This window comes from Trichloromonas sp. (genome assembly GCF_034006665.1).
In the GTDB taxonomy this organism is placed as follows: Bacteria; Desulfobacterota; Desulfuromonadia; order Desulfuromonadales; family Trichloromonadaceae; genus Trichloromonas.
This window is the reverse complement of the sequence record NZ_JAVESI010000016.1, coordinates 1-20,151: the sequence shown is the minus strand read 5'-3', so window position 1 is coordinate 20,151 and position 20,151 is coordinate 1. Positions and strand designations below refer to the sequence as shown.

General features: G+C 53.1%; 22 protein-coding genes. All 22 read right to left on the bottom strand.

Annotation, left to right across the window (positions count from 1 at the left end; translation table 11 throughout):
• Positions 1 to 8: 8 nt before the first annotated feature.
• The 22 genes from RBR25_RS08160 to RBR25_RS08055 all read right to left on the bottom strand — a co-directional run bounded on the left by RBR25_RS08160 (position 9) and on the right by RBR25_RS08055 (position 20,010).
• Positions 9 to 944 (bottom strand): methyltransferase domain-containing protein, encoded by a 936-nt coding sequence (locus RBR25_RS08160; RefSeq protein WP_432819056.1) that lies wholly within the window; start codon positions 942 to 944, stop codon positions 9 to 11.
• Between the two features lie 246 nt (positions 945 to 1,190).
• Positions 1,191 to 1,784 (bottom strand): methyltransferase domain-containing protein, encoded by a 594-nt coding sequence (locus RBR25_RS08155; protein ID WP_432819055.1) that lies wholly within the window; start codon positions 1,782 to 1,784, stop codon positions 1,191 to 1,193.
• A gap of 1 nt (position 1,785) precedes the next feature.
• Positions 1,786 to 2,670 carry a hypothetical protein gene (locus RBR25_RS08150; protein ID WP_432819054.1) on the bottom strand — a complete coding sequence of 295 codons (885 nt, stop codon included), beginning with the start codon at positions 2,668 to 2,670 and terminating at the stop codon, positions 1,786 to 1,788.
• 5 nt (positions 2,671 to 2,675) lie between these two features.
• Positions 2,676 to 3,917 carry an ABC transporter ATP-binding protein gene (locus RBR25_RS08145; protein ID WP_432819053.1) on the bottom strand — a complete coding sequence of 414 codons (1,242 nt, stop codon included), beginning with the start codon at positions 3,915 to 3,917 and terminating at the stop codon, positions 2,676 to 2,678.
• Positions 3,907 to 4,728, bottom strand: a complete 822-nt coding sequence (locus RBR25_RS08140) for an ABC transporter permease (protein WP_432819052.1) — start codon at positions 4,726 to 4,728, stop codon at positions 3,907 to 3,909. Before RBR25_RS08140 ends, RBR25_RS08145 begins: the two co-directional genes overlap by 11 nt.
• 24 nt (positions 4,729 to 4,752) lie before the next feature.
• Positions 4,753 to 6,063 carry a TolC family protein gene (locus RBR25_RS08135; RefSeq protein ID WP_432819051.1) on the bottom strand — a complete coding sequence of 437 codons (1,311 nt, stop codon included), beginning with the start codon at positions 6,061 to 6,063 and terminating at the stop codon, positions 4,753 to 4,755.
• Between the two features lie 13 nt (positions 6,064 to 6,076).
• Positions 6,077 to 7,507 carry an HlyD family type I secretion periplasmic adaptor subunit gene (locus RBR25_RS08130; protein WP_432819050.1) on the bottom strand — a complete coding sequence of 477 codons (1,431 nt, stop codon included), beginning with the start codon at positions 7,505 to 7,507 and terminating at the stop codon, positions 6,077 to 6,079.
• A 96-nt stretch (positions 7,508 to 7,603) separates the two neighbouring features.
• A complete protein-coding gene (locus RBR25_RS08125; RefSeq protein ID WP_432819049.1) occupies positions 7,604 to 9,277 on the bottom strand; it encodes a type I secretion system permease/ATPase in 1,674 nt (557 codons plus the stop codon).
• Positions 9,278 to 9,457: 180 nt separating this feature from the next.
• Positions 9,458 to 10,006, bottom strand: a complete 549-nt coding sequence (rfbC, locus tag RBR25_RS08120) for a dTDP-4-dehydrorhamnose 3,5-epimerase (RefSeq protein WP_432819048.1) — start codon at positions 10,004 to 10,006, stop codon at positions 9,458 to 9,460.
• Positions 10,003 to 10,887 (bottom strand): glucose-1-phosphate thymidylyltransferase RfbA, encoded by an 885-nt coding sequence (gene rfbA / locus RBR25_RS08115; protein ID WP_432819047.1) that lies wholly within the window; start codon positions 10,885 to 10,887, stop codon positions 10,003 to 10,005. Before rfbA ends, rfbC begins: the two co-directional genes overlap by 4 nt.
• A gap of 1 nt (position 10,888) precedes the next feature.
• Complete coding sequence (rfbD, locus tag RBR25_RS08110) at positions 10,889 to 11,794, bottom strand: dTDP-4-dehydrorhamnose reductase (RefSeq protein WP_432819046.1); 906 nt, start codon at positions 11,792 to 11,794, stop codon at positions 10,889 to 10,891.
• A complete protein-coding gene (gene rfbB, locus RBR25_RS08105) occupies positions 11,795 to 12,850 on the bottom strand; it encodes a dTDP-glucose 4,6-dehydratase (RefSeq protein WP_432819045.1) in 1,056 nt (351 codons plus the stop codon).
• Between the two features lie 179 nt (positions 12,851 to 13,029).
• Entirely contained in the window at positions 13,030 to 14,346 is a 1,317-nt protein-coding gene (locus tag RBR25_RS08100; RefSeq protein WP_432819044.1) for a nucleotide sugar dehydrogenase, read from the bottom strand.
• Between the two features lie 195 nt (positions 14,347 to 14,541).
• Positions 14,542 to 15,024 (bottom strand): hypothetical protein, encoded by a 483-nt coding sequence (locus tag RBR25_RS08095; RefSeq protein WP_432819043.1) that lies wholly within the window; start codon positions 15,022 to 15,024, stop codon positions 14,542 to 14,544.
• Positions 15,021 to 15,326, bottom strand: coding sequence for a nucleotidyltransferase domain-containing protein (locus tag RBR25_RS08090; protein ID WP_432819042.1), 306 nt, complete (start codon positions 15,324 to 15,326; stop codon positions 15,021 to 15,023). The genes RBR25_RS08095 and RBR25_RS08090 overlap by 4 nt, the downstream gene beginning before the upstream one ends.
• 102 nt (positions 15,327 to 15,428) lie before the next feature.
• Positions 15,429 to 16,046: a D-glycero-beta-D-manno-heptose 1,7-bisphosphate 7-phosphatase gene (gene gmhB, locus RBR25_RS08085; protein ID WP_432819041.1), complete on the bottom strand. Its 618-nt coding sequence runs from the start codon at positions 16,044 to 16,046 to the stop codon at positions 15,429 to 15,431.
• A 15-nt stretch (positions 16,047 to 16,061) separates the two neighbouring features.
• On the bottom strand, positions 16,062 to 16,409 hold the full coding sequence (locus RBR25_RS08080) for a four helix bundle protein (protein WP_432819040.1): 348 nt from the start codon (positions 16,407 to 16,409) through the stop codon (positions 16,062 to 16,064).
• Positions 16,406 to 16,555 carry a hypothetical protein gene (locus tag RBR25_RS08075; protein WP_432819039.1) on the bottom strand — a complete coding sequence of 50 codons (150 nt, stop codon included), beginning with the start codon at positions 16,553 to 16,555 and terminating at the stop codon, positions 16,406 to 16,408. Before RBR25_RS08075 ends, RBR25_RS08080 begins: the two co-directional genes overlap by 4 nt.
• A complete protein-coding gene (locus tag RBR25_RS08070) occupies positions 16,542 to 16,877 on the bottom strand; it encodes a nucleotidyltransferase domain-containing protein (RefSeq protein WP_432819038.1) in 336 nt (111 codons plus the stop codon). Before RBR25_RS08070 ends, RBR25_RS08075 begins: the two co-directional genes overlap by 14 nt.
• 5 nt (positions 16,878 to 16,882) lie before the next feature.
• Entirely contained in the window at positions 16,883 to 18,355 is a 1,473-nt protein-coding gene (hldE, locus tag RBR25_RS08065) for a bifunctional D-glycero-beta-D-manno-heptose-7-phosphate kinase/D-glycero-beta-D-manno-heptose 1-phosphate adenylyltransferase HldE (RefSeq protein WP_432819037.1), read from the bottom strand.
• Positions 18,356 to 18,433: 78 nt separating this feature from the next.
• Positions 18,434 to 19,399 carry a hypothetical protein gene (locus RBR25_RS08060; protein ID WP_432819036.1) on the bottom strand — a complete coding sequence of 322 codons (966 nt, stop codon included), beginning with the start codon at positions 19,397 to 19,399 and terminating at the stop codon, positions 18,434 to 18,436.
• Positions 19,400 to 19,419: 20 nt separating this feature from the next.
• Complete coding sequence (locus RBR25_RS08055; protein WP_432819035.1) at positions 19,420 to 20,010, bottom strand: toluene tolerance protein; 591 nt, start codon at positions 20,008 to 20,010, stop codon at positions 19,420 to 19,422.
• Between the last annotated feature and the right edge of the window lie 141 nt (positions 20,011 to 20,151).

Below are 20,151 nucleotides of genomic sequence, written 5' to 3'. Positions count from 1 at the left end.
AAAATAAACTAGTTTTTTTCGGCCATAGCAAAAGCATAATGCGACTCTCCAGAAAAAGCACATTCTTTATCCAGCTGAAGCAAAAGGAGCAAAATACATCGATCTGTTTCATTTTCCTCATCAAAATTAGCCAAAATATCATTCAAAGATGAATTATAGATAGTTCCACCAGTGAACGTGATACTTGCGTCAGGAAAATGCTCTTTGACCGCATCAATAATACGACCACTGTCAGCACACTCAGAAGGGTCAGAGACAGCTAGAGCGATAGGATTACATCGCTTAATTTCCCGATCAAGATAAGAACCTTCATTGTAGGGATCTGATAAATATTTTTTAGGCAAAAAGGCACGGCCTAACGATGCGTATTTAATAGATCTGTCGGAGTATTGCATTCGATTAGGCCCAACAAAATCATTCATTACAAAAATACCATTACTATTCAGCACATGTCTGCTCCAAGAAACAGCCGAATTAACATCAAACATATGATGCAAAGAATTATCCCAATATACGAAGTCAAAAGATGATGGATCTGAATATTTTTCGAAAGCATCTCCTAAATAAAAATCAATTTTATTTTTAAGTTTTTGCTGTTCAGATAAATCAATGCCTTCATTGATAAGCTCTTCAGAATATTCGGTTACTGTAAAATGTTCGACAATACCTTCATTTATAAGTATTCGCTCCTTCCATCCGTTCGAGCCGCCAACAGATATACCATGCTTGAATGGCAGCCTGGAACCGCAACGTTGCCTGATGGCAGAAACAATTCCTTGAGAAGTCCCTGATATATCATATCCACATATCTGCGCATTATAATGCTGCACTACCAGTGGGGACTCCCACCATCGCGTACGAGCAGGGCGCGTAACTTTCCGCTGAGCGGTCCAATGATTACCTATTTTTTTTATAATAAAATTAGTTGTGAACTCTTTTATCATTGTAGAATCGTTGCCTTATTATAATAATGCGCTTAATTTTATTACTGCCTCTCGGTCAGTTGTTATCAGAAATGTATTTTTCTGCCAATTATCAACAGTATAGCACCACGTAGAAAGGCGCACAGCGTAAACAGCCTGGGAAAAAACGAAATAGGGATTGCCCGTATGTGTTCCCATTTCACCAAGCACTGGGGCTGGCCAGAAAAAAACCAACGGAATATGCCCGCCTAGGGACGAGAGAAGGGTTCAGGCAAAAGGAGGCAACCCGAAACGATGGCAACGACAACGTAACCGCATAAGAGCCCTGTGCCAAAAGGCTTGTTGTGGCTTCCGGAACACGCCGACCGTATCGCCCCAAGGCGCACTGTCGGGGGCGGAATCAGGTTGCCAGTCGGTCTGCGCCTCGACAACCTCCAGACCAGCATAACGCGCCAGGGCTTGGTAACCATCGGGATAAAAACGCCAACAATCGACGGGATAACGGTGCTCAGGACCACGCGAAGGGGCGATGAGGAAAAAGAGACCCCCCGGCTTCAAAACGCGGGCGACTTCCAGAAAGGTAATCCAGAAGTATGGGATATGCTCGAATGCCTGACCTGAAAGGAAAATATCGGCGGAATCAACCGGTAGGGGTAACCGGTACGCATCACGCAGAACAATATCGACATTGGGTCCGGCTTCGAGATCAATTCCCCGATAGACCCAGCCTGGACGATCAAACAGCGGTCGGTAGCTGCCGTTCACGTCAAAGCTGCCCAGATCAAAGATGCTTGCCGATACATACTTGGCTGCATGCTGATCAAGCAGGCGCTCCATGTGTCGATAAGAACTATGATGCATATCAATCCTTTTCTTTTGATGACCAGAGGTGGGGAACCAAAGGCCACTGCCACCACTGCCACGGACTCTGGCGTACATCCTTTTCCAGTTCTGCAACCGCCTCATGAAGAGCCTGTTGTGCAGTTCCCTGCAACTGGCGCAGGGTAACCTGCACACCATGTTTCTGGTTGTGGACAGAACCATAGACGATGTTCGCTCCAGTCTTAGATGCAATACGGACAATGCTGTTGGGTACGCGCAATTGCCCTTCCATGTAGCGGCACAAAGTGATTTGCGCCTCCAGTGGTTGTGGTAAATCGAAGAGAATGATGATGCACTCACCATTTTTAAGTCCACGGTAGAGAGACGTCATTGCATCACCGACCATTATGCAACGCCCCCCCGCAATACGACACATAGCATCAACTTTTTTTTGCAGATAGGCCCGTTCAGCAATGTTAAGATGTTCATTGCGTTCATCAATGCGCTGAATCACAAACCCGACGGGGACTCCAGCAAGGGCCACTCCAGTGCTGAACAACGGCAGACGGCCATAGTGTCCCATGGCAATTATTGTGCCGTGACCTGCCTTGCGGTTGGTATGCAACGCATCAATCCCGAAAACCGAAATGGGAATCGGACTGCTGCTCAGGTCATGGATGCGCGGCAGATAATAGACATCAAGAATCTCCTGGTTATGCATCAGACAAGTACAAATCCACTGGCACCAGCACTGCCAACGACTGCTATGAGGCAAGATCGTGGTATAGCCCTGCACAAAAATCCTGCGTCCTGACCTGTTCACTAGTGCCTGCACCAGCGCAGGCACACGCAACAGCCGGTAGGCCAGCCATGACGGCATTCTGGCCAACAACGGAAAGATAATATGATAACTGAATTCCAACATCGGAGTCAGACCCACTCATGAGGAATAACAACAACACCCTGAAGCCAATTATCCTGCGAAACATGGATCTCAGCCACAGCATGCGCATGATCATGGACGCAAATGGCGCGGTCACAGAGTAAAAAAACATACACCAGATACTGACCTTTGAGTAGAGGACAGGCAGGAATACGAACCCTAACTTGACGCAGGCCCATACTGTCTACCAGTGTGGGCACATGGTCTTCAAAAGTCGAAAAACTGGTGATGATACGTTCGTTGGTATCCGTCAGCACAATGCCGACATGCACGGGAGGTTCTGGGATGCGCGAAAAAAATGCCACATGGATGGTCACCATGTCCTTCTGACTTGAGATGTCAATGCGTTTTCCTGGATCCTCCCTATTTTTCTGCACCATCACCGTACTAATCCTGTGCAGAGGGGCGTCCTTCTCATCAATAACCATGGCCGCTGTGGCTCCAGTCTGTCCAGGAGTGGTCGGCGAGACCATGATTGATTCAGCAGAAGAAAGCCCCTCAAGAAATCGCGAATAGGAAGCAATGACGGTCTGAGCAGATCCAATCTGCCGTACCTGCCCCTGATCGAGCCAGATGGCCCGGTTGCACAGAGCTTCCACCTGATAGAGAGCATGGGAACAAAACAGGATGGTTTTGCCGGCATCCTTCAGACTCATGATCCGGTCAAACGATTTGCGGGCAAATTCGCCATCCCCTACCGAGAGGGCCTCATCGATCACCAAGATATCGGGATCGACATGAATGGCGACGGCAAAGGCCAAGCGAACATACATGCCACTGGAATAGGTTTTTACCGGTTGGTCGATAAACGGCGCGATGCCGGAAAAGGCAACGATTTCCTCAAAACGAGCAGAGATTTCATCATGGGTCATCCCCATCACTGCCGCACTGAGAAAAACATTTTCCCGACCGGTAAATTCCGGATTGAAACCTGCCCCCAGTTCGAGCAACGCAGCAACGCGACCATTGACCTGCAAATGGCCACAACTGGGCGCCAACGTACCGCAAACAAGCTGCAGCAGGGTAGATTTACCGGCACCATTAGCGCCGATAACACCAACAACCTCGCCGGGACGCACCTGCAAATTCAGATCGCGCAGGGCCCAGAATTCACGATACAGCCGACGACGCCGGCGCCAAAACATTTGCAACAACCGATCCCGCGGCTTGTCGTAGATCTGATAGCACTTGCCGACGTTATCGAGAGCAATGACTGGACTAAAGGACATCAGCGAATCCTCGACGTGTTTTCTGGAACCAGACAAAAGCAAGCCAAGCAAGGGCATAGCTCGCCAGTGTGAGCCAGAAAAAACTGAACCAGTCAAGAACGCGCCCGAACAAAAGCAGACCTCGTGCCTGATCCACCAAAAAACTTAGAGGATTAAGATGCATCCAAACCTGGTATTCCGCCGGAATAATGCTGACAGGATAAAAAATCGGCGTCAGAAACATCCAGGCAGCCACCAACAAGCCCACCACCTGAGCGACATCTCGCAGATAGACTCCCAACGAGCTGAGCAGCCAGCCCCCCGCCAGAGCGATGGCAGCCAGAGGCAGCAACAACAGGGGGAAAAGAAAAGCGGTCATCGGCGGCAGGCCGAAAACGAAACAGGAAAACAACAGCAACACCAGCAGACTGATGCCGGCATGAAACAGAGCCGAACCGAATGCAACCAGAGGCAAAACCTCCAGGGGGAAGACGACCCGTTTGACATAGGAGGGATTCTGCAGAATCAGAGAAGGAGCCCGGGTAAAACATTCCGCCAGCAGATTGAACAGCAACAGACCAACAAACAAAACCAGGGCAAACTCAGCCTTCGAGCCACCGATGGACTGATCCCAACGTGCCTGGAACACCACACTGAAAACGAAGGTATAGACCAGTAACATGAACACCGGGTTAAAGAAGGACCAGAGCAGCCCAAGAATGGAACCGCGGTAGCGTACCAGCACCTCCTGGCGGATTAGGCTGAAAATAAGCTGTCGATGACGCCAGAAACTTCTGGAGATCTGCCCAGGGTGGATGGAAAAGTGCTGCATAAGGAGTGCCTGTAAAACGGGAAGTTACGGAGTGGGTACCCCAATCGCATAGTCGAGGGCAACGCGGGCCAAAGCTTCAGCGGCGCGGGAATCGATCAGGTTGATTTCGGCGCGGGTCAGGCGCAACTCAGCGTTGAGGAGATCATCCAGGGAGACCACACCCAATTCGGCGGAACGGCTGGCAACTTCGTAGGCGGCCCGGGCTTCTTTGATCGTATCGTGAGCATTGGCAATTCGCGCCCGGGCTTCATCGAGTTGCTGAAAACGGGTTTCCACATCACTCGTGACTTGCAGGCGAGCCGCATTCAGCTGTTGTTCATAACGATTGACGGCGATGCGCTGTTTTCGCCAGGCGGCAATATTACGTCCCCCCTGAAAAGGTTTCATGCTCAGATTCAGGGTCACACTGAAATAATCGCGTTTATCTTCTCCATAACGACTGTCGTCATAATCGCGTTGATAATCCGTATATCCCCCCTCCAGTTGTACCTGGGGAAGATTGCGAGCCAGAATGACACGGGCATCTTCACGGGCCATGTCGATATTAAGCTTTGCCAACTGCAAGTCGGGACGGCGTTCCAACCCCAAGGAGAGACACTGAGGCAGATCGATACAAGGTATCGTGAGACTTTCATCAAAAGCACCGCTTAGATTCAAAGGGGCATCGGCTTCCAAGGCCAGCCATTGACGAAGCTGTGCGGCAGCAATTCGCTCTTCGGATTGTGCCCGAATTAGCTGATGACGAGCATTGGACAATTCGACTTCAGTTTCAAGCAAGCGTAAACGGGGGGCCAACTGCTGTTTGACCCAAGCTGCGGCAATGTCTTTCTGACGCTCAAGTCGCTCAACAGAAGCTTGCCACTCATGAGCACGTTGATTTGATTGTATATAATTATAAAAACTGGTGCGAACTTCCTTTACCAGCTGCTGACGCATGTAAACGAGTTCCGCTTCTCGGTACGCGCGAGATTGACGAGCTCGGTTAAGTCCGGCCACGCTGGAAAAACCGGCAAAGAGGGGCTGGCTGAGACGAACGGAGTAGCTGTCGCTGTTCTGGTCAAGATAATCGGTATCTCGATCATTACTGTTGCCGCTGGACAACTGATTATAGTTATAACCCAAGGTTAAAGTTGGGAAAAAGGCGCCTTTGGCTTCACTGACTCCTAACTTCGCTTCATCAACGGCTAAGGTATAAGCCTTCACTTCGGGGTTGTGGTCCAAACCATAACGGATACAATCTTCCAATGTCATGGTTTCCATCGAACTGGATGACCAGGAGGGTTCTTGGACTAGAAACATGAAACCAAGCAGAAAAATAATCGACTTTTTTACCATTATCCAACTTCTCTCAATTTTCCCGGAGTGCCCGATCAAAATTTTCTTTCAGGGGCTCAATAACGTAATCTAATACCGTCCTAGGTTCGGTCCGGATAAAGACAGCGGCAGGCATTCCCGCCGTCAGGTAGAGATCATTGTCATAAAGCTGCTGCTTATCGAGTTCAATATGTACGATATATGCAGGCTGTTCGCCATAAGGTGTTTTTTGCAAAAGCCGATCCGCTGATATATAGACGACCTTACCTTCAACTTTAGGCGTTGTCCGCTGATTGAAAGCAAGAAGTTGCACATCGGCCGGCTGCCCTTTATAGAGATGCGTGATATCCTTCACCATAATCTGGCACTCGACAATTAGCGGACTGTCCTTAGGAACGATATCCAGCAGCGGCTGACCGGGGCTGATGACACCGCCGCGTGAATGAACCTGGAGTGCAACGACTTCACCAGCGACAGGTGCAGTGACCGACAACCGTTCCCTGGCATCGACCAACGGCATTAACTGCTGTTGCAAATCAAAAAACCGCTGCTGCACTTCTGATTGTTGGGCGCTGGCTTTTTGACGGTATTCCGTTTCCAGACCACTGATGCGCAACTGAAACTCGGCAACTTTTTCGCGTAGTTCGGCCTGGCTCCCCTGCAACTGGGCCTTCAACCCCTGATGTTCAGCAATCGCCCGCCGAAGTTCCAAGATGCGAGTCTTGTCAATATATTGTTCCTCAAAGAGCACCATTTTGGCATCCAGTTCTTCTTGCAGGGTCGCAATAATCTGCTCCTCCGCCTGTTGGCGAGCCGCCAGACTGCGATCCTGTTCAGTCAACTGGTCGATCTGTTTCCTTAGCAGATCCGTCTGGGTAACTAAAGCCTGACGACCGCTGCTGAATACCTTTTTAACGCTATCCAGAAGATCGTCGTATTGCTCTTTTGAAACCCCCTCAATCGCAGCGGGCCAAGAAACCGCAGCAGACAATTCTTTTTCCGCCTGAAGCCGAGCTTCATCCAGGCGTGTGGCCATAATCTGCAAACGCAATTGATCAGTTGCTGCGACTACGCGAGAACTGTCCAAAATGATCAAGGGCTGCCCAGCGTCAACCACGTCACCATTACGCACCAAAATCTCCCGAACAATCCCCCCTTCCAGATGCTGCACCGTTTTCCGTTCGGTATCGACCCTTACTTCACCATTGGCAATGACAGCACCGCTAATTTCCGCCAGACTGATCCATAATCCGCCCAACCCGAAAAACACTCCGACAATCAAAAGACCGGAAAAAATGATTCGGCGACTGTCGGTATAATGGATAGGCAAATCAGGGGGAGCCGTAGTTTCATCTTCTATCCGTACATAGTCCTCGTCACTGATACGTTTTCGACGCAGTATTCTATTCCAGAATCCCACTTTTTTTTCTTGGTCCAGAACAGCTTTTCGATCGTTATCGGTCATCCACTTACTTTCGTGATAGATTAGGGAAGAACTTCGTTGGGGAGAGCCTAAGCAACTATCATCATTCAGCTAAAAGCTCTTAGGATATTTTTTCCCTTACCCTGCCACCTGCTGCCGCCCTTGGCCTTGGCTTTCCATTAACTTAGAAAAAACCGCATTACGTGGCCCAAAAAGAGCCAGTTGACCATTTTTAAGCATCAGAACCTTATCGACACCAGCAAGCAATGCCGGCTTATGAGAAACAATTACCAGTGTCGTCCCTTGTTTTTTAAGTTCGGAAAAAGAGCGAACAAGGGCCGCTTCCCCTTCTTCATCGAGATTCGAGTTCGGCTCATCCAGAATGACAAGTCGCGGCTGTTTGTACAGGGCGCGTGCCAACCCGATCCGTTGGCGCTGACCACCGGACAAAACCTGACCACCTTCACCAATTCGGGTATCGTACCCTTTTGGCAGATTCAATATAAGATCATGCACCCCAGCCTGCTTGGCGGCGGCAATGACTTTTTCTGAATCCACCTCGCCCAAGCGGGCGATGTTTTCGGCCACCGTGCCGCTAAACAACTCAATATCCTGAGACAAATATCCCAGATACGGCCCTAACTTCTCCTGTTGCCAACTGAAAATATCCGCTCCATCCAAACGTACCTTCCCCCCACTTGGCGGCCAGATTCCCAACAAAAGCCGACATAGCGTCGACTTACCCGCTCCCGAAGGACCAATCAGGCCAAGAGACTCCCCTGGCTCCAAGGAAAAGTTGATGTCGCGAAGAATAAAGTTTCCCTGAATGGCGAAACTGACATGCTCGGCGGCAAGTTGTCCTTTTGGCTCGGGCAAATCCATTCCTTCCACCGACTTGACTTGGCTGAACAGGGCATCCAAGCGACGCCAGGCACCACGGGCTTCCACCATGCTTTTCCAGGAACCAATCCCTAACTGCACGGGAGCGAGGGCCTTCCCCATGATGATGGATGCTGCGATCATACAGCCCGCCGTAGCCTCGCCATTGAGTGTCAGCCAAGCCCCCACGCCGTATATAAAAACCTGCATGGATTGGCGTAACCAGCTCGAAAGCGACTGAACCAAACCAGCCTGTCTGCTGGCCTGTGTCTGGAGTTTGGTGACGGTATCGTTGAAACCCGACCAGCGGGAGGCCACGCCATTGACCATCCCCATGCTATGGACAGTTTGAGCATTTCGGCGCGCCGCTTCGACAAATTTCATGGAAAATCCGCTCACGGTATTAGCGGCATCCAGCGGTTTGCGAGTTACCTTCTCATTGATCAGCGCGAAAACAACCAGAAGAACCGCCCCACCAGTAGCTACCAGCCCCAACAAAGGATGGAGGATGTAAATAACCGTAAGAAAGAGAGGCGTCCACGGAATATCAAACAGGGTAAAAATAGCGTTCCCGCCGAAAAAATTCCGCAATAAATTAACATCCCTCAAAGTCGCCTGATTAGGCGAGGCCCCTGTCAAAGCAGCCTCTTTTAAAACACTTTCCAGAACATCCCTGCTCAAAACTTGATCGATGGCAACACCGCACCGAACTAAAAGTCGCGAACGAACAAATTCGAGAGCCGCCATAACCACCAAAGAGACAACAGCAGCAACTGTAATGGCATACAAAGTGGGCAAGCTATAGCTGGACAATACCCGGTCATAAATCTGCAGCATGTAAATAGGGAATGTCAGTTGCAAAATGTTAATAAACATGCTGAACAGGGCCCCATAAACCAGATAAGGGCGCCACTGCTTGAAGAAATTTTTCATGAAAAAGCTCCCCTGTTTTTTGTCAAGCTGGTATCATTACAAAAACAAGGGCAAAGAGCAAGAAAAGATTCGGAGATGAGAATAGTCTCAGGAATCACTGTAGATGCTCAAACCAGAGACAGAAGACCGTAGCCCAACCTAGAAAATTCGGGACCAAAGGGAGGTAACCGTCATTAACGATCAAACGAAGACTTCCACCTCGGAGAGCCCTCGACCCGCCTGATCTTTGAGGGAAAGTACCGGTGCGTCGCTTAATGGCCAAACGATCCCCAGAATGGGATCGTTCCAAAGAATGCAGCGTTCCTGCTCCGGCGCATAGTAATTTGTGGTTTTATAGAGGAATTCGGCATAGTAGGAGAGGACCAGAAAACCGTGAGCGAACCCTTCGGGGATCCAAAATTGCAGTTTGTTTTCGGCCGAAAGGCGTACCCCCACCCATTTACCGAAGGTTGGGGAGTTTTTGCGGATATCGACGGCCACATCAAACACTTCACCGACCACACAGCGCACCAACTTTCCTTGGGCGGCCAGCGGCAACTGGTAATGCAGTCCACGCAGAACGCCTTTTACCGAACGGGAATGATTATCCTGAACAAACCAAACATCGTGTCCGATCGCTTCCTGAAAAGCCCGCTCGTTGTAACTTTCGTAAAAAAAGCCCCGTTCATCACCAAACACTTTTGGTTCGATGATGAGGAGGTCGGGAATTTCAGTTTTTATTACGTTCACAGCACCACCTCGTCCCGCAAGACCATTTCCAGATAGCTGCGATAGCTGGATTTCGGCGTGGCCGCAATAACCTGCTCAAATTGACTCAGGCTGAGGAACCCCCTGCGGTAGGCAATTTCTTCGAGACAAGCGATCTTCAAGCCTTGTCGAGCTTCGAGGGTGCCAATGAAATGGCTAGCCTCGAGCAGGCTTTCATGGGTGCCGGTGTCAAGCCAAGCGATGCCGCGTCCGAGACGTTCGACCATCAATTGCCCCCGATGCAGGTATTCAAGGTTGACGTCGGTGATTTCCAACTCCCCCCGGGGCGAGGGCTTCATCTGTTTGGTAATCTCGACCACCTTGTTATCGTAAAGATAGAGGCCGGGAACAGCGTAACGGGATTTCGGTTGGCGAGGCTTTTCCTCGATGCTGATCGCCTTGCCCCGGGCATCGAACTCGACTACGCCGTAACGCTCGGGATCATGCACCGGATAGCCGAAGACCCAAGCACCACCGTTGAAATTGGCGACGATCCGATCCAGACCCATTTTGCCGTAAAAGATGTTGTCGCCGAGAATCAAACAAACATTGTCGCCACCGATAAAATCCTCGCCGACCAAAAAGGCCTGGGCGATCCCCTTCGGCTCAGGCTGAACCCGGTAGGACAAAGAGATTCCCCAACGCGAACCGTCCCCCAGCAAAGCCTCGAAGCGGGGGGTATCCTGCGGCGTCGAAATGATCAAAATGTCGCGGATGCCGGCCATCATCAGGGTCGAGAGCGGATAATAGATCATCGGCTTGTCATAGACCGGTTGCAGCTGCTTGCTGGCGACCAGGGTCAGCGGATAAAGACGACTACCGGCGCCACCGGCGAGAACGATGCCTTTTTTGATGCCGCCCATCTCAAATTCTCCCACGCTCAGAAAAGTAGTTTTTCAAACTCTCCCGCCAATCCGGGATCCGCGCACCGGTAACCGCTTTGTACTTCTCTTTCGACAGCACCGAGTAAGCTGGGCGTTTGGCCGGCAATGGATAGCCTTCCGTCGGAATCGGCAGAATATTTTCAATCTTCAAACTTTCGGAATGACGTGCTTGATCGATAATCTCGACGGCAAACTGATACCAGTTGCATTCCCCCTCGTCGCTGAAATGATAAATGCCGTAGGGGCTGGGAGACGTGGGGGGTGAGACCTGAGGTGCGTCAACCAAGTCCAGAAGTTTGAAAATCGCCTCGGCCAGATCATCGGTCCAGGTCGGCGTTCCCCATTGGTCATCGACAACCTTGAGTTCGGTGCGTTCCTTGGCCAGTCGAATCATCGTCTCGACAAAATTGTTGCCGCCAAAGCCATATAACCAGCTGGTACGGACAATGAAATATTTCTCCAACCCGGACTCGATGATTCTCTGCTCACCAAGAAGTTTGCTTTTTCCATAGACCGACAGGGGACCGGTGGGGTCGTCCTCCCGATAGGGCGTCTTTTTATCCCCGGCAAAGACAAAATCCGTCGAAATATGCACCAGAACGGCATCAATTTCTGAAGCCAACTGCGCCAAAAAACCCGGACCTTCACCATTGACCCGCATAGCTAATTCGCGATGGCTCTCACAACCATCAACTTGGGTATAGGCGGCGCAGTTGAGAATAATCGCGGGATTCAATTCCCTCAGAGTAAAAACCTGCTCAGGATCCGTCAAATCAAACATGGGCAGATCGTAAGCATGAACCTGATAGCCGACGGGCAGCAACCGCTTCACCGCAGAAGCCAGCATGCCGTTGGCACCAATTAGAGCAATATTTTTATCTTTCATCTATCCGGCAACTCCCAGACGCTGACGCTGATAAGAACCATCCTGCACACGGCGACACCACTCGCGATTCTCCAGATACCAGAGAATGGTCTTGCGAATGCCCGACTCGAAGGTTTCTTCGGGCTTCCAGCCCAGTTCACGCTGAATTTTTCTCGCATCAATGGCGTAGCGCAGGTCATGCCCTGGGCGATCCTGGACGTAGGTAATCAGCGATTCATAAGGGGAAAAGGAGGACGGCGAAAGTTCGTCAAGCAACGCACAAATAGTGCGAACGACCTCGATATTCTGCTTTTCGTTGTGACCGCCGATGTTGTAGGTCTCCCCGACCTTGCCTTCAGTCACGACCTTGTAAAGGGCGCGGGCATGATCGTCGACATAGAGCCAGTCACGTATCTGATTGCCTTTGCCGTAAACGGGAAGCGGCTTTCCTTCGAGGGCGTTGAGGATCATCAGGGGGATGAGCTTTTCGGGAAAATGGTAGGGTCCGTAGTTGTTGGAGCAGTTGGTGACGAGAGTGGGCAACCCGTACGTTCTTCTCCAAGCGCGGACCAGATGATCGGAACTGGCTTTGCTGGCGGAATAAGGGGAACTCGGCGCATAGGGGGTCTGTTCGGTGAACAGGTCCTCCGGCCCTTCCAAGTCGCCATAGACCTCGTCGGTGGAAATATGATGAAAACGGAAGACGGACTTGCGGGAGTCATCCAGACTCTGCCAATAGGACCGCGCCGCTTCGAGCAGGGTATAGGTACCGACGATATTGGTTTCGATGAAAGCGGCAGGACCGTCAATGGAACGGTCGACATGGCTTTCCGCCGCCAGGTGCATCACGGCGTCGGGCTGATGTTGGGCAAAAACCCGATCCAATCCGGCACGATTGCAGATATCAACCTGCTCAAAGGCATAGCGGGCGCTGTCGCTGACGGCGGTCAAGGATTCCAGATTCCCCGCATAGGTCAGCTTATCGACATTGACGACGGAGTCTGCGGTATTTCGAATAATATACCTTATAACCGCCGAGCCGATAAACCCGGCTCCTCCTGTAACAAGCAACTTCATGTTCACCTCGAAAACGCAAGCTCATCAAGCCAAGACATCGGGGGTCGGCTTTTCTGTGCATGGCAACAGACAAGATCAGTCATTGATCACACTTGCCGCGCATATCGCCCAAGAGAATTTCCAGAGGCCTCGTTTTGCATAACACCTCCCTCCTTTCTTCCGAAAAAGGGATTCCGATATCACAAGCTCCAGTAAATCAGACCGAGGGTTTCCACTTCTTTCCGATGCAACACGGTCTTGACATCGATCACCACTCCGGGTCCGTTGCCACCGGCGGTCAACCGCGCCAGTTCGGCGGGGTTGATCGTCTTAAATGCTTCATGCGCCACTGCCCAGACTACGGCATCAACAGTGCCCACCTGCTCCAGAGCGACCAGCTCCAGGCCGTATTCGTGGCGGGTTTCATCAAAGGAAGCAATGGGGTCATGAACCAGCACCTCGACGCCGTATTCCCGCAATTCCTGCACGATGTCGATGACCTTGCTGTTGCGGATATCGGGAACGTTTTCCTTGAAGGTCATGCCCAGCACCAGCACCCGGCTCCCCTTTACCGCCTTGTCGGCATGGATGAGCTTTTTAACGGTCGTTTCGGCGACGTACTTGCCCATGCCGTCGTTGATGCGCCGGCCGGCGAGAATGACTTGGGGATTGTAGCCGATCTCCTCGGCCTTGTAGGTCAGGTAGTAGGGATCGACGCCGATGCAGTGGCCACCGACCAGACCAGGCGTGAACTTGAGAAAATTCCACTTGGTACCGGCTGCCGCCAGTACGTCCAAGGTCGGAATACCCATTTTGTTGAAAATGATGGCAAGTTCGTTCATCAGGGCGATATTGAGGTCGCGCTGGGTATTCTCAATGACCTTAGCGGCCTCGGCGACCTTGATCGACGCGGCCCGGTGTACCCCGGCGGTCACCACCATTTCGTAGACGCGGGCGACCGTTTCCAGAGTTTCGGCGTCTTGGCCGGAAACCACCTTGACGATCTTGTCCACCGTGTGCACCTTGTCGCCGGGATTGATCCGCTCCGGCGAATAGCCGACCTTGAAATCGACGCCGCATTTCAGACCCGATTCCCCTTCGAGGAGGGGGACACACACCTCTTCGGTCACACCCGGATAGACCGTCGATTCATAGACGATGATCGCCCCCTTCGCCAGATGGCGGCCAATGGTCCGGGAGGCGGAAACGACCGGGGTCAGATCGGGCTTGTTGTGATCATCGATAGGGGTGGGAACGGTGACGATGATGAAGGCCGCCTCTTTAAGCCGGGCGGCATCGGTGGTGTAGTCGATGGTGGTGGACGCAAGATCGGCGGCGGCAAGCTCGCCCGTCTCGTCTATTCCATTTTTCAGTTGTTCGATCTTTCTGGCGCTGATGTCAAAACCAATCACCTGTGCCTTACGACCGAAGGCCGCCGCCAGCGGCAAGCCGACATAGCCGAGACCGACCAAGGCAATCTTCGCTTGACCCGATTGAATATCCTGTGCCGTAACCATCGTAAAATCCTCCTGTTATATTTCCAGACGTTCGCATTATAACCGTTAAAGTCAAAACCTTTTTGTCCACGGAAGACACGGAAAGCACGGAAGTTCAGGATCATTTTCCGTGTCTTCCGTGTTTTCCGTGGACTGAGATTTTCTCGCCTTTATTTCTATGGCCCATAGAATGCGATGACGCAAGAAATCGCATCGTTACTTTGCCTGAATTCGCTCCCGTGCCCAGTCCGCGAGTTGCCGGTAAACGGCTTCAAGGATCGGCACCTGCTCCAGCAAGCGCCGCAGGTTCGCTTTGACCCGTTCGGGCTGATCCGGATACTCATGGGCCGTCTGGTTGCGTAATTCGCGCAGCATTTGCCACTGCCGCGCCGAAGGCAGCATCCCCAACTTTTCTGCCCGGTTCAACTTGTCGAGAAAAGGTTCGTTCTCCTGCCATTCCTCCACCAGTTGTAAGGTCGCGGGCAGCAACCGGGTGCCGATGGCATCCTGCAGCTTGCCGAAGCGAAAAAGCAGCTGATCAAGGGTGCGCACCTGGTCGTCACTCAATTCCTCCCCATCACTCATCCAATAGGAGAAGGTTTTCGCCTCGCCCCAGGCCAAATAGAGACGTCGCTGGTGCTGTTCACATTCCGCCAGCGCCGGCTGTAACTTGCAGACGATCACTTCCTGCTTGTTCACAGCAGAATTCCTGTCTTTTCAGCCATCTGCTGAATCGGCGTCAAGGATTCCCCCGGTACGGCAGCGAACACGACATCGATACGCTGCTCGCCCAAGCGCTCTTTTGCCTTGACCAGAAAATGCAGCTTGGCATCGAGCTGTTCGGCAACAGAGCGAGCGAATCCGGTCACATAGAGGTCGATATCCCCTCCCCGCCGGGCATCGTCAAGGCGAGAGCCGAAAAGAAAGAGCCGCGCCTGCGACCCAAAGACCTCGGATCCAACCTCTTTAAGCACTTCGATTTCCCGGGGATTCAGGCGCACAAGTAATTCCGAGATAAAAAATCAAAACCTTCTTTGTCCACGGAAGACACGGAAAATAATCCTGAAATTCCGTGCTTTCCGTGTCTTCCGTGGACTGGAATTTTATGTCTTCTTTATTTCTTTCCGCAGTCGGTTGCCGAGGATATAATCCGCCGCCGCAGGCAGATCATCAACCACCGCCTCGGCCAAAGTTCCCGCTCCCGTGGCCAGTTCCTTGTCGCCATAACCGGTGCGTACCAGCAGCGACCGACAGCCGGCCGCCCTGCCCGCTTCGAGATCGGCACGCTTGTCGCCAACCATCCATGAGGCCGCCAGATTGATGCCATGCACAGCCGCCGCTTGCAACAACATCCCCGGCCTACCTTTACGGCAATCGCAGTCGACCTTGAACTCCCCCTGCCCTTTTTCAGGATGGTGGGGACAGAGGTAGAAAGCGTCGATAGTGGTCCCGATTTTCGCCAGTTCCCGCTGAATGTGCGCATGCAGGCGCTCCACGTCTTCACGGGAAAAATACCCTCGCGCCACCCCGGACTGGTTGGTCGCCACGATCACCCGGTAACCCGCCTCCTTGAGCCGCCGGATCGCCTCGGGCGCGCCGGGGATGAAGGCGAAATCCTCGATGCGATAGAGATAATCTTTCTCCTCGTTGATCGTCCCGTCACGGTCGAGGAAAACGGCCTTTTTCCCCGTGAGGGGTGAGGAGTGAAGGGTGAGGGGCATTTATTTTTCAAGCCTTTACTGCAGGGAATTCATCAGGCCGCCGATTAGGCCGAAAATTCCATCTATTTTTTCGAGAAGGGGGCGATTATCCTTCAGATAGCCAAGGTCCTGAGCCAGGATGACCTGCGTTTCCAATTCGCTCAAGGAACCGCGCGTTATGGACAAAAACTGCAAAAACTCCCTGCCCCCGGTCCGACCCGCTCCCTCGGCTATGTTACTGGGTATGGAAATCGCGGCGCGTTGCATTTGACTGGTCAAGGCATAGGTTTCTTCTCGCGGAAAATCCCCAGTGACACGGTAGATATCCTTAACCAAAGACATCGCTTCTTGCCACAACCTCAGGTCATGATGCTTTCGCCTCACTCCCCACTCCTCACCGAGTCGACCTGCTGCGCATGAAATCCGAAGATTTCATCAGCGGCGCTCTCCGGTGAAGCCAACGACCGCAAGGCCTGCAGATCTTTTTCCGCCATCAGCAATAGCCGCTCGGCATGCTCAATGGCGTTCATACAAGGTCCGTCCCCCGGAAAGAGCCTGGGCGATGACATGATTTTCGACCGATTGCCAGCGCTTCACTTCTTCTTGGTCAAACAACAGAAAATCCAGCGGTATATCGTAATCGAAGAAACGACGATAGAGCCGCATCATTTCTTCCTTGCGGCTGTGGTGCCGGGAAAAGGGCTTGCCGGCAACGACGAGAAAATCGAGGTCGGAGTCAGGACCGGCGGTTCCTCGTGCATGGGAACCGAACAAAACGATCTTTTCCGGAGCAAGCTCCCGGACGATCGTTTCCGTCATGCGCTTGAGCAACTCTTCGTCCACGCACAGCATACGACTCACTCCTCTCGATACTGCCGAAGTATTTTTTCAACAATCCCCGTGGTCGACTTGCCATCAACGAACTGGATCAACTCGACCCGCCCGCCCCAGCTTTCGACCAGATCCTTGCCCACCACCCCTTCCGGAGTGTAGTCGCCGCCTTTGACAAGGATATCCGGGCGCAGCAGGCGAATCAGTTCGAGAGGGGTATCTTCATCGAAGATGACCACATGATTGATGCAGTCAAGGGCGGCGAGGATATGGGCGCGTTCGTCCTGGGAGATGAGCGGACGGTTCGGCCCTTTGAGACGACGGATGGAATCATCGGAATTGAGACCGAGGACAAGCAGGTCGCCAAGGCGGCGAGCCGCTTGCAGATATTTGACATGGCCGACGTGAAGCAGGTCGAAACAGCCGTTGGTGAAGACGATGCGCCTGCCTTGCCGACGCTCACGGTCCAGCACGGTGGCTAGGGCCTCGCGGTTCCTGATCTTGAGATCACCGTCGGCGTGCGCGGCGCCGGACGCTTGGAGGATCTCCTCGGGGGAAACGGTGGAGGTGCCAACCTTGCCGACGACGACTCCGGCCGCCAGATTGGAGACCGTCGCCGCCTGTTCGAGGCTCAGCCCCGCCGCCAGCCCGACACCGATCACCGAGAGCACGGTATCGCCAGCGCCGGAAACGTCGAAAACCTCCCGGGCCTTGGTCGGCATGTGCAGTTCGCGGCCGTCGCGCAGGAAGAGGCTCATCCCCTCCTCGCTGCGGGTCAGCACCAAGGCGTCGAGTTCGAGCCTTTCGCGTAGCGCCCGCCCCGCTTTAAGCAACGACGCCTCATCGACGATGGCGACGCCGGAGGCCGTCTGCGCTTCTTTGCGATTGGGGGTGAGCAGGGTCGCGCCCCGGTATTTGCCGTAATCGTCCCCCTTGGGGTCGATCACCACCGGAATCCCCTTCTCGCGCCCAAGGGCGATCAGCTCGCGGAGCAGAAAGTCGGTCAAGACCCCCTTGAGATAGTCGGAAACAAGGATGACCTGAAAACCGTCGGCGACGGCGCGGACGTGATCGAGCAGGCGTCGGGCCAGATCCTCAAGAATGGGATCTTTGCTTTCCCGGTCGATGCGCAGCATCTGCTGATTACCGGCCAGCACCCGGGTCTTGCGGCTGGTCACCCGCCCGGGATCGCTGAAGATGCCGTCGACGGCGATCCCCTGATCGACAAGGAGGGAACGAAGCAGATGGCCGTCGTCGTCCTCGCCTAACACACTCACAACCTCGACCCGGCAGCCCAAGGCCACGAGATTGTTGACCACATTGCCGGCGCCGCCAAGACGCAGATCCGCGCGGGTGACATCCACCACCTGCACCGGCGCCTCGGGAGAAATGCGCTCGGCCTTGCCCCACAGGTATTCATCGAGCATCAGGTCGCCGATAACCAGGGCGTTGATATCCTTCAGTCTGGAGAGGAAATTTTCGATTTCGGAGCGGATCATGAAAGGAAAGCCCCCGGAGAAAAGCACAAAACAAAGAGGTTTTATACCACATCCGGAGGCTCCGTTGGAAGGTCTAATCTACCCTTTTCCGGCAAGCCGATCGAGCACCGCCATGGCGAAGAGGGGAATGTTGATTTCGTGATGACCGGTCAGGGTGTAACCCTTGCCTCCGCCGGAGGTGGGACGCTTGACCACGTTCTGCAGGGGGCGATAATGCTGGGTCATGTCAAAGTTGGCGGTGCTGAAATTATCGACGTGATGCCCCAGATTCTGAGCGATGGAGAGAGCCTTGAGGAAGACTTCGGGCAAAAGAACCGCCGAACCGACATTGAGCCAGACCCCGCCGTCTCCGAGATCAGCCACCACCGAAGTCAGCAAGCGAAAATCCCGATAACTCATCTCCCCGGTCACGGCACCATCCATTTTCGGATGCTGGTGGATGATATCGGTGCCGATGGCGACATGAACGGTGACGGGGATACCTTTTTCGACGCAGGCCGCCAGCAGGCTATAGTCCTTAAAGGGATGATTCGCTTCGATGATCCGCCGGCCGATCGCCTCGCCGAAACCGTACCCCTTTGGCAGACCGTCGGCCAGCGCCTGATTCATGCCGCCGCCGGTCTCCTCGGAAAAGCCGAAATCCCCCGAATGCAGCACCGCACCGACATCCTCGGACGTAGCGCCGACCAGGGACACCTCGAAATCGTGGATCGTCACCGAGCCGTTCATGGCCACAGCGGTAATCGCCCCGACCTCGATGAGTTTCTTGAGCACCGGTTGCAAACCGCACTTGATCACATGCCCGCCCATGGCCAACACCACCGGCCGACCTTTTTCCCGTGCCGCAACCACGGCATCAACCACCCCACGCAGGCTGTCGGCGCCAAGCAGGCGGGGAAGACTGTCATAGAAATCGGCGAAACTCATCCCTGCTACGGGGGCGCGGGCAAAATGGTCGCGGATGTTGACCTTATTGTCGCGGGTGGCGATGGAATAGGTGTGGATGCCGTCGAGGGCAATCCGTTCATATTTTTTTTGAGCCAAACCAGCCTCCTCGTCAAAGCTCAGCGTTGTAAACCCTTCCGCAGTATCCTTTCGGCAAGGCGCTGAAAAAGCGTTTGCCGCCAGCCGCGAAGATCGGCGGCCTCCAGGTAGATTTCCAGAAAACGTGCAAGGCCAAAAGCTTCCAGGGCACAAACATCTTCTCGATAGCGGAGAAAATGCCGAAGATTCCGGGCGCGCGCCCCGGCCCCCAAAGGGCGGCGCCGGATACGCATGTCGGCGATGTCGATCAAACCCGGTTCGTCCGAATCGGGCTGGATGATGACATTTCCGAAATGGATGGAACGGAAATAGATCCCGCGCCGATGCAGTTTGGCGAGAAAGCGCGCGAAAGCTGCGAGCAAACCATCCTGTCCTTCCCCCTTCTTCAGCGCCCCCCGCAAGGTTTCCCCCGGCAGGGGGCGATATGTCACCAGATGGCGGCGATTCTCGGGACAATAGGAGACGGAATGAACCTGGACTGTGGGAATGCCCAGACGGGCAAGCGTTTCGGCATTTTTACAAAAACGCAGGGCATAAGGGCGGAGAACCGCCGTCGACAGACGCTTCTTGGTACGAAAGATCTTGATGTAATGGCCATTAGGGGCAATCAATACTTTTTCACCGTAGCCTGAATCCGTAAGATCACAATCAGAAGAATTTCAGCGAATGCAGATAAGCTATTGATTTTCTTTGTTATTTATGCTACCATCTAGCCCGTCGAAAACTCACTTGGCGGGTGAATTTTATGAAAC

What these genes read in the sequence shown, in the direction of transcription:
- RBR25_RS08125 (WP_432819049.1), bottom strand. Translation starts at nt 9,277, where the DNA reads ATGAAAAATTTCTTCAAGCAGTGGCGCCCTTATCTGGTTTATGGGGCC.
- rfbD (WP_432819046.1), bottom strand. Translation starts at nt 11,794, where the DNA reads ATGAAAGATAAAAATATTGCTCTAATTGGTGCCAACGGCATGCTGGCT.
- RBR25_RS08135 (WP_432819051.1), bottom strand. Translation starts at nt 6,063, where the DNA reads ATGGTAAAAAAGTCGATTATTTTTCTGCTTGGTTTCATGTTTCTAGTC.
- gmhB (WP_432819041.1), bottom strand. Translation starts at nt 16,046, where the DNA reads ATGCCCCTCACCCTTCACTCCTCACCCCTCACGGGGAAAAAGGCCGTT.
- rfbB (WP_432819045.1), bottom strand. Translation starts at nt 12,850, where the DNA reads ATGAAGTTGCTTGTTACAGGAGGAGCCGGGTTTATCGGCTCGGCGGTT.
- RBR25_RS08130 (WP_432819050.1), bottom strand. Translation starts at nt 7,507, where the DNA reads ATGACCGATAACGATCGAAAAGCTGTTCTGGACCAAGAAAAAAAAGTG.
- hldE (WP_432819037.1), bottom strand. Translation starts at nt 18,355, where the DNA reads ATGATCCGCTCCGAAATCGAAAATTTCCTCTCCAGACTGAAGGATATC.
- rfbA (WP_432819047.1), bottom strand. Translation starts at nt 10,887, where the DNA reads ATGGGCGGCATCAAAAAAGGCATCGTTCTCGCCGGTGGCGCCGGTAGT.
- RBR25_RS08070 (WP_432819038.1), bottom strand. Translation starts at nt 16,877, where the DNA reads ATGCTGTGCGTGGACGAAGAGTTGCTCAAGCGCATGACGGAAACGATC.
- RBR25_RS08100 (WP_432819044.1), bottom strand. Translation starts at nt 14,346, where the DNA reads ATGGTTACGGCACAGGATATTCAATCGGGTCAAGCGAAGATTGCCTTG.
- RBR25_RS08155 (WP_432819055.1), bottom strand. Translation starts at nt 1,784, where the DNA reads ATGCATCATAGTTCTTATCGACACATGGAGCGCCTGCTTGATCAGCAT.
- RBR25_RS08140 (WP_432819052.1), bottom strand. Translation starts at nt 4,728, where the DNA reads ATGCAGCACTTTTCCATCCACCCTGGGCAGATCTCCAGAAGTTTCTGG.
- RBR25_RS08160 (WP_432819056.1), bottom strand. Translation starts at nt 944, where the DNA reads ATGATAAAAGAGTTCACAACTAATTTTATTATAAAAAAAATAGGTAAT.
- RBR25_RS08150 (WP_432819054.1), bottom strand. Translation starts at nt 2,670, where the DNA reads ATGTTGGAATTCAGTTATCATATTATCTTTCCGTTGTTGGCCAGAATG.
- RBR25_RS08145 (WP_432819053.1), bottom strand. Translation starts at nt 3,917, where the DNA reads ATGTCCTTTAGTCCAGTCATTGCTCTCGATAACGTCGGCAAGTGCTAT.
- RBR25_RS08075 (WP_432819039.1), bottom strand. Translation starts at nt 16,555, where the DNA reads ATGAACGCCATTGAGCATGCCGAGCGGCTATTGCTGATGGCGGAAAAA.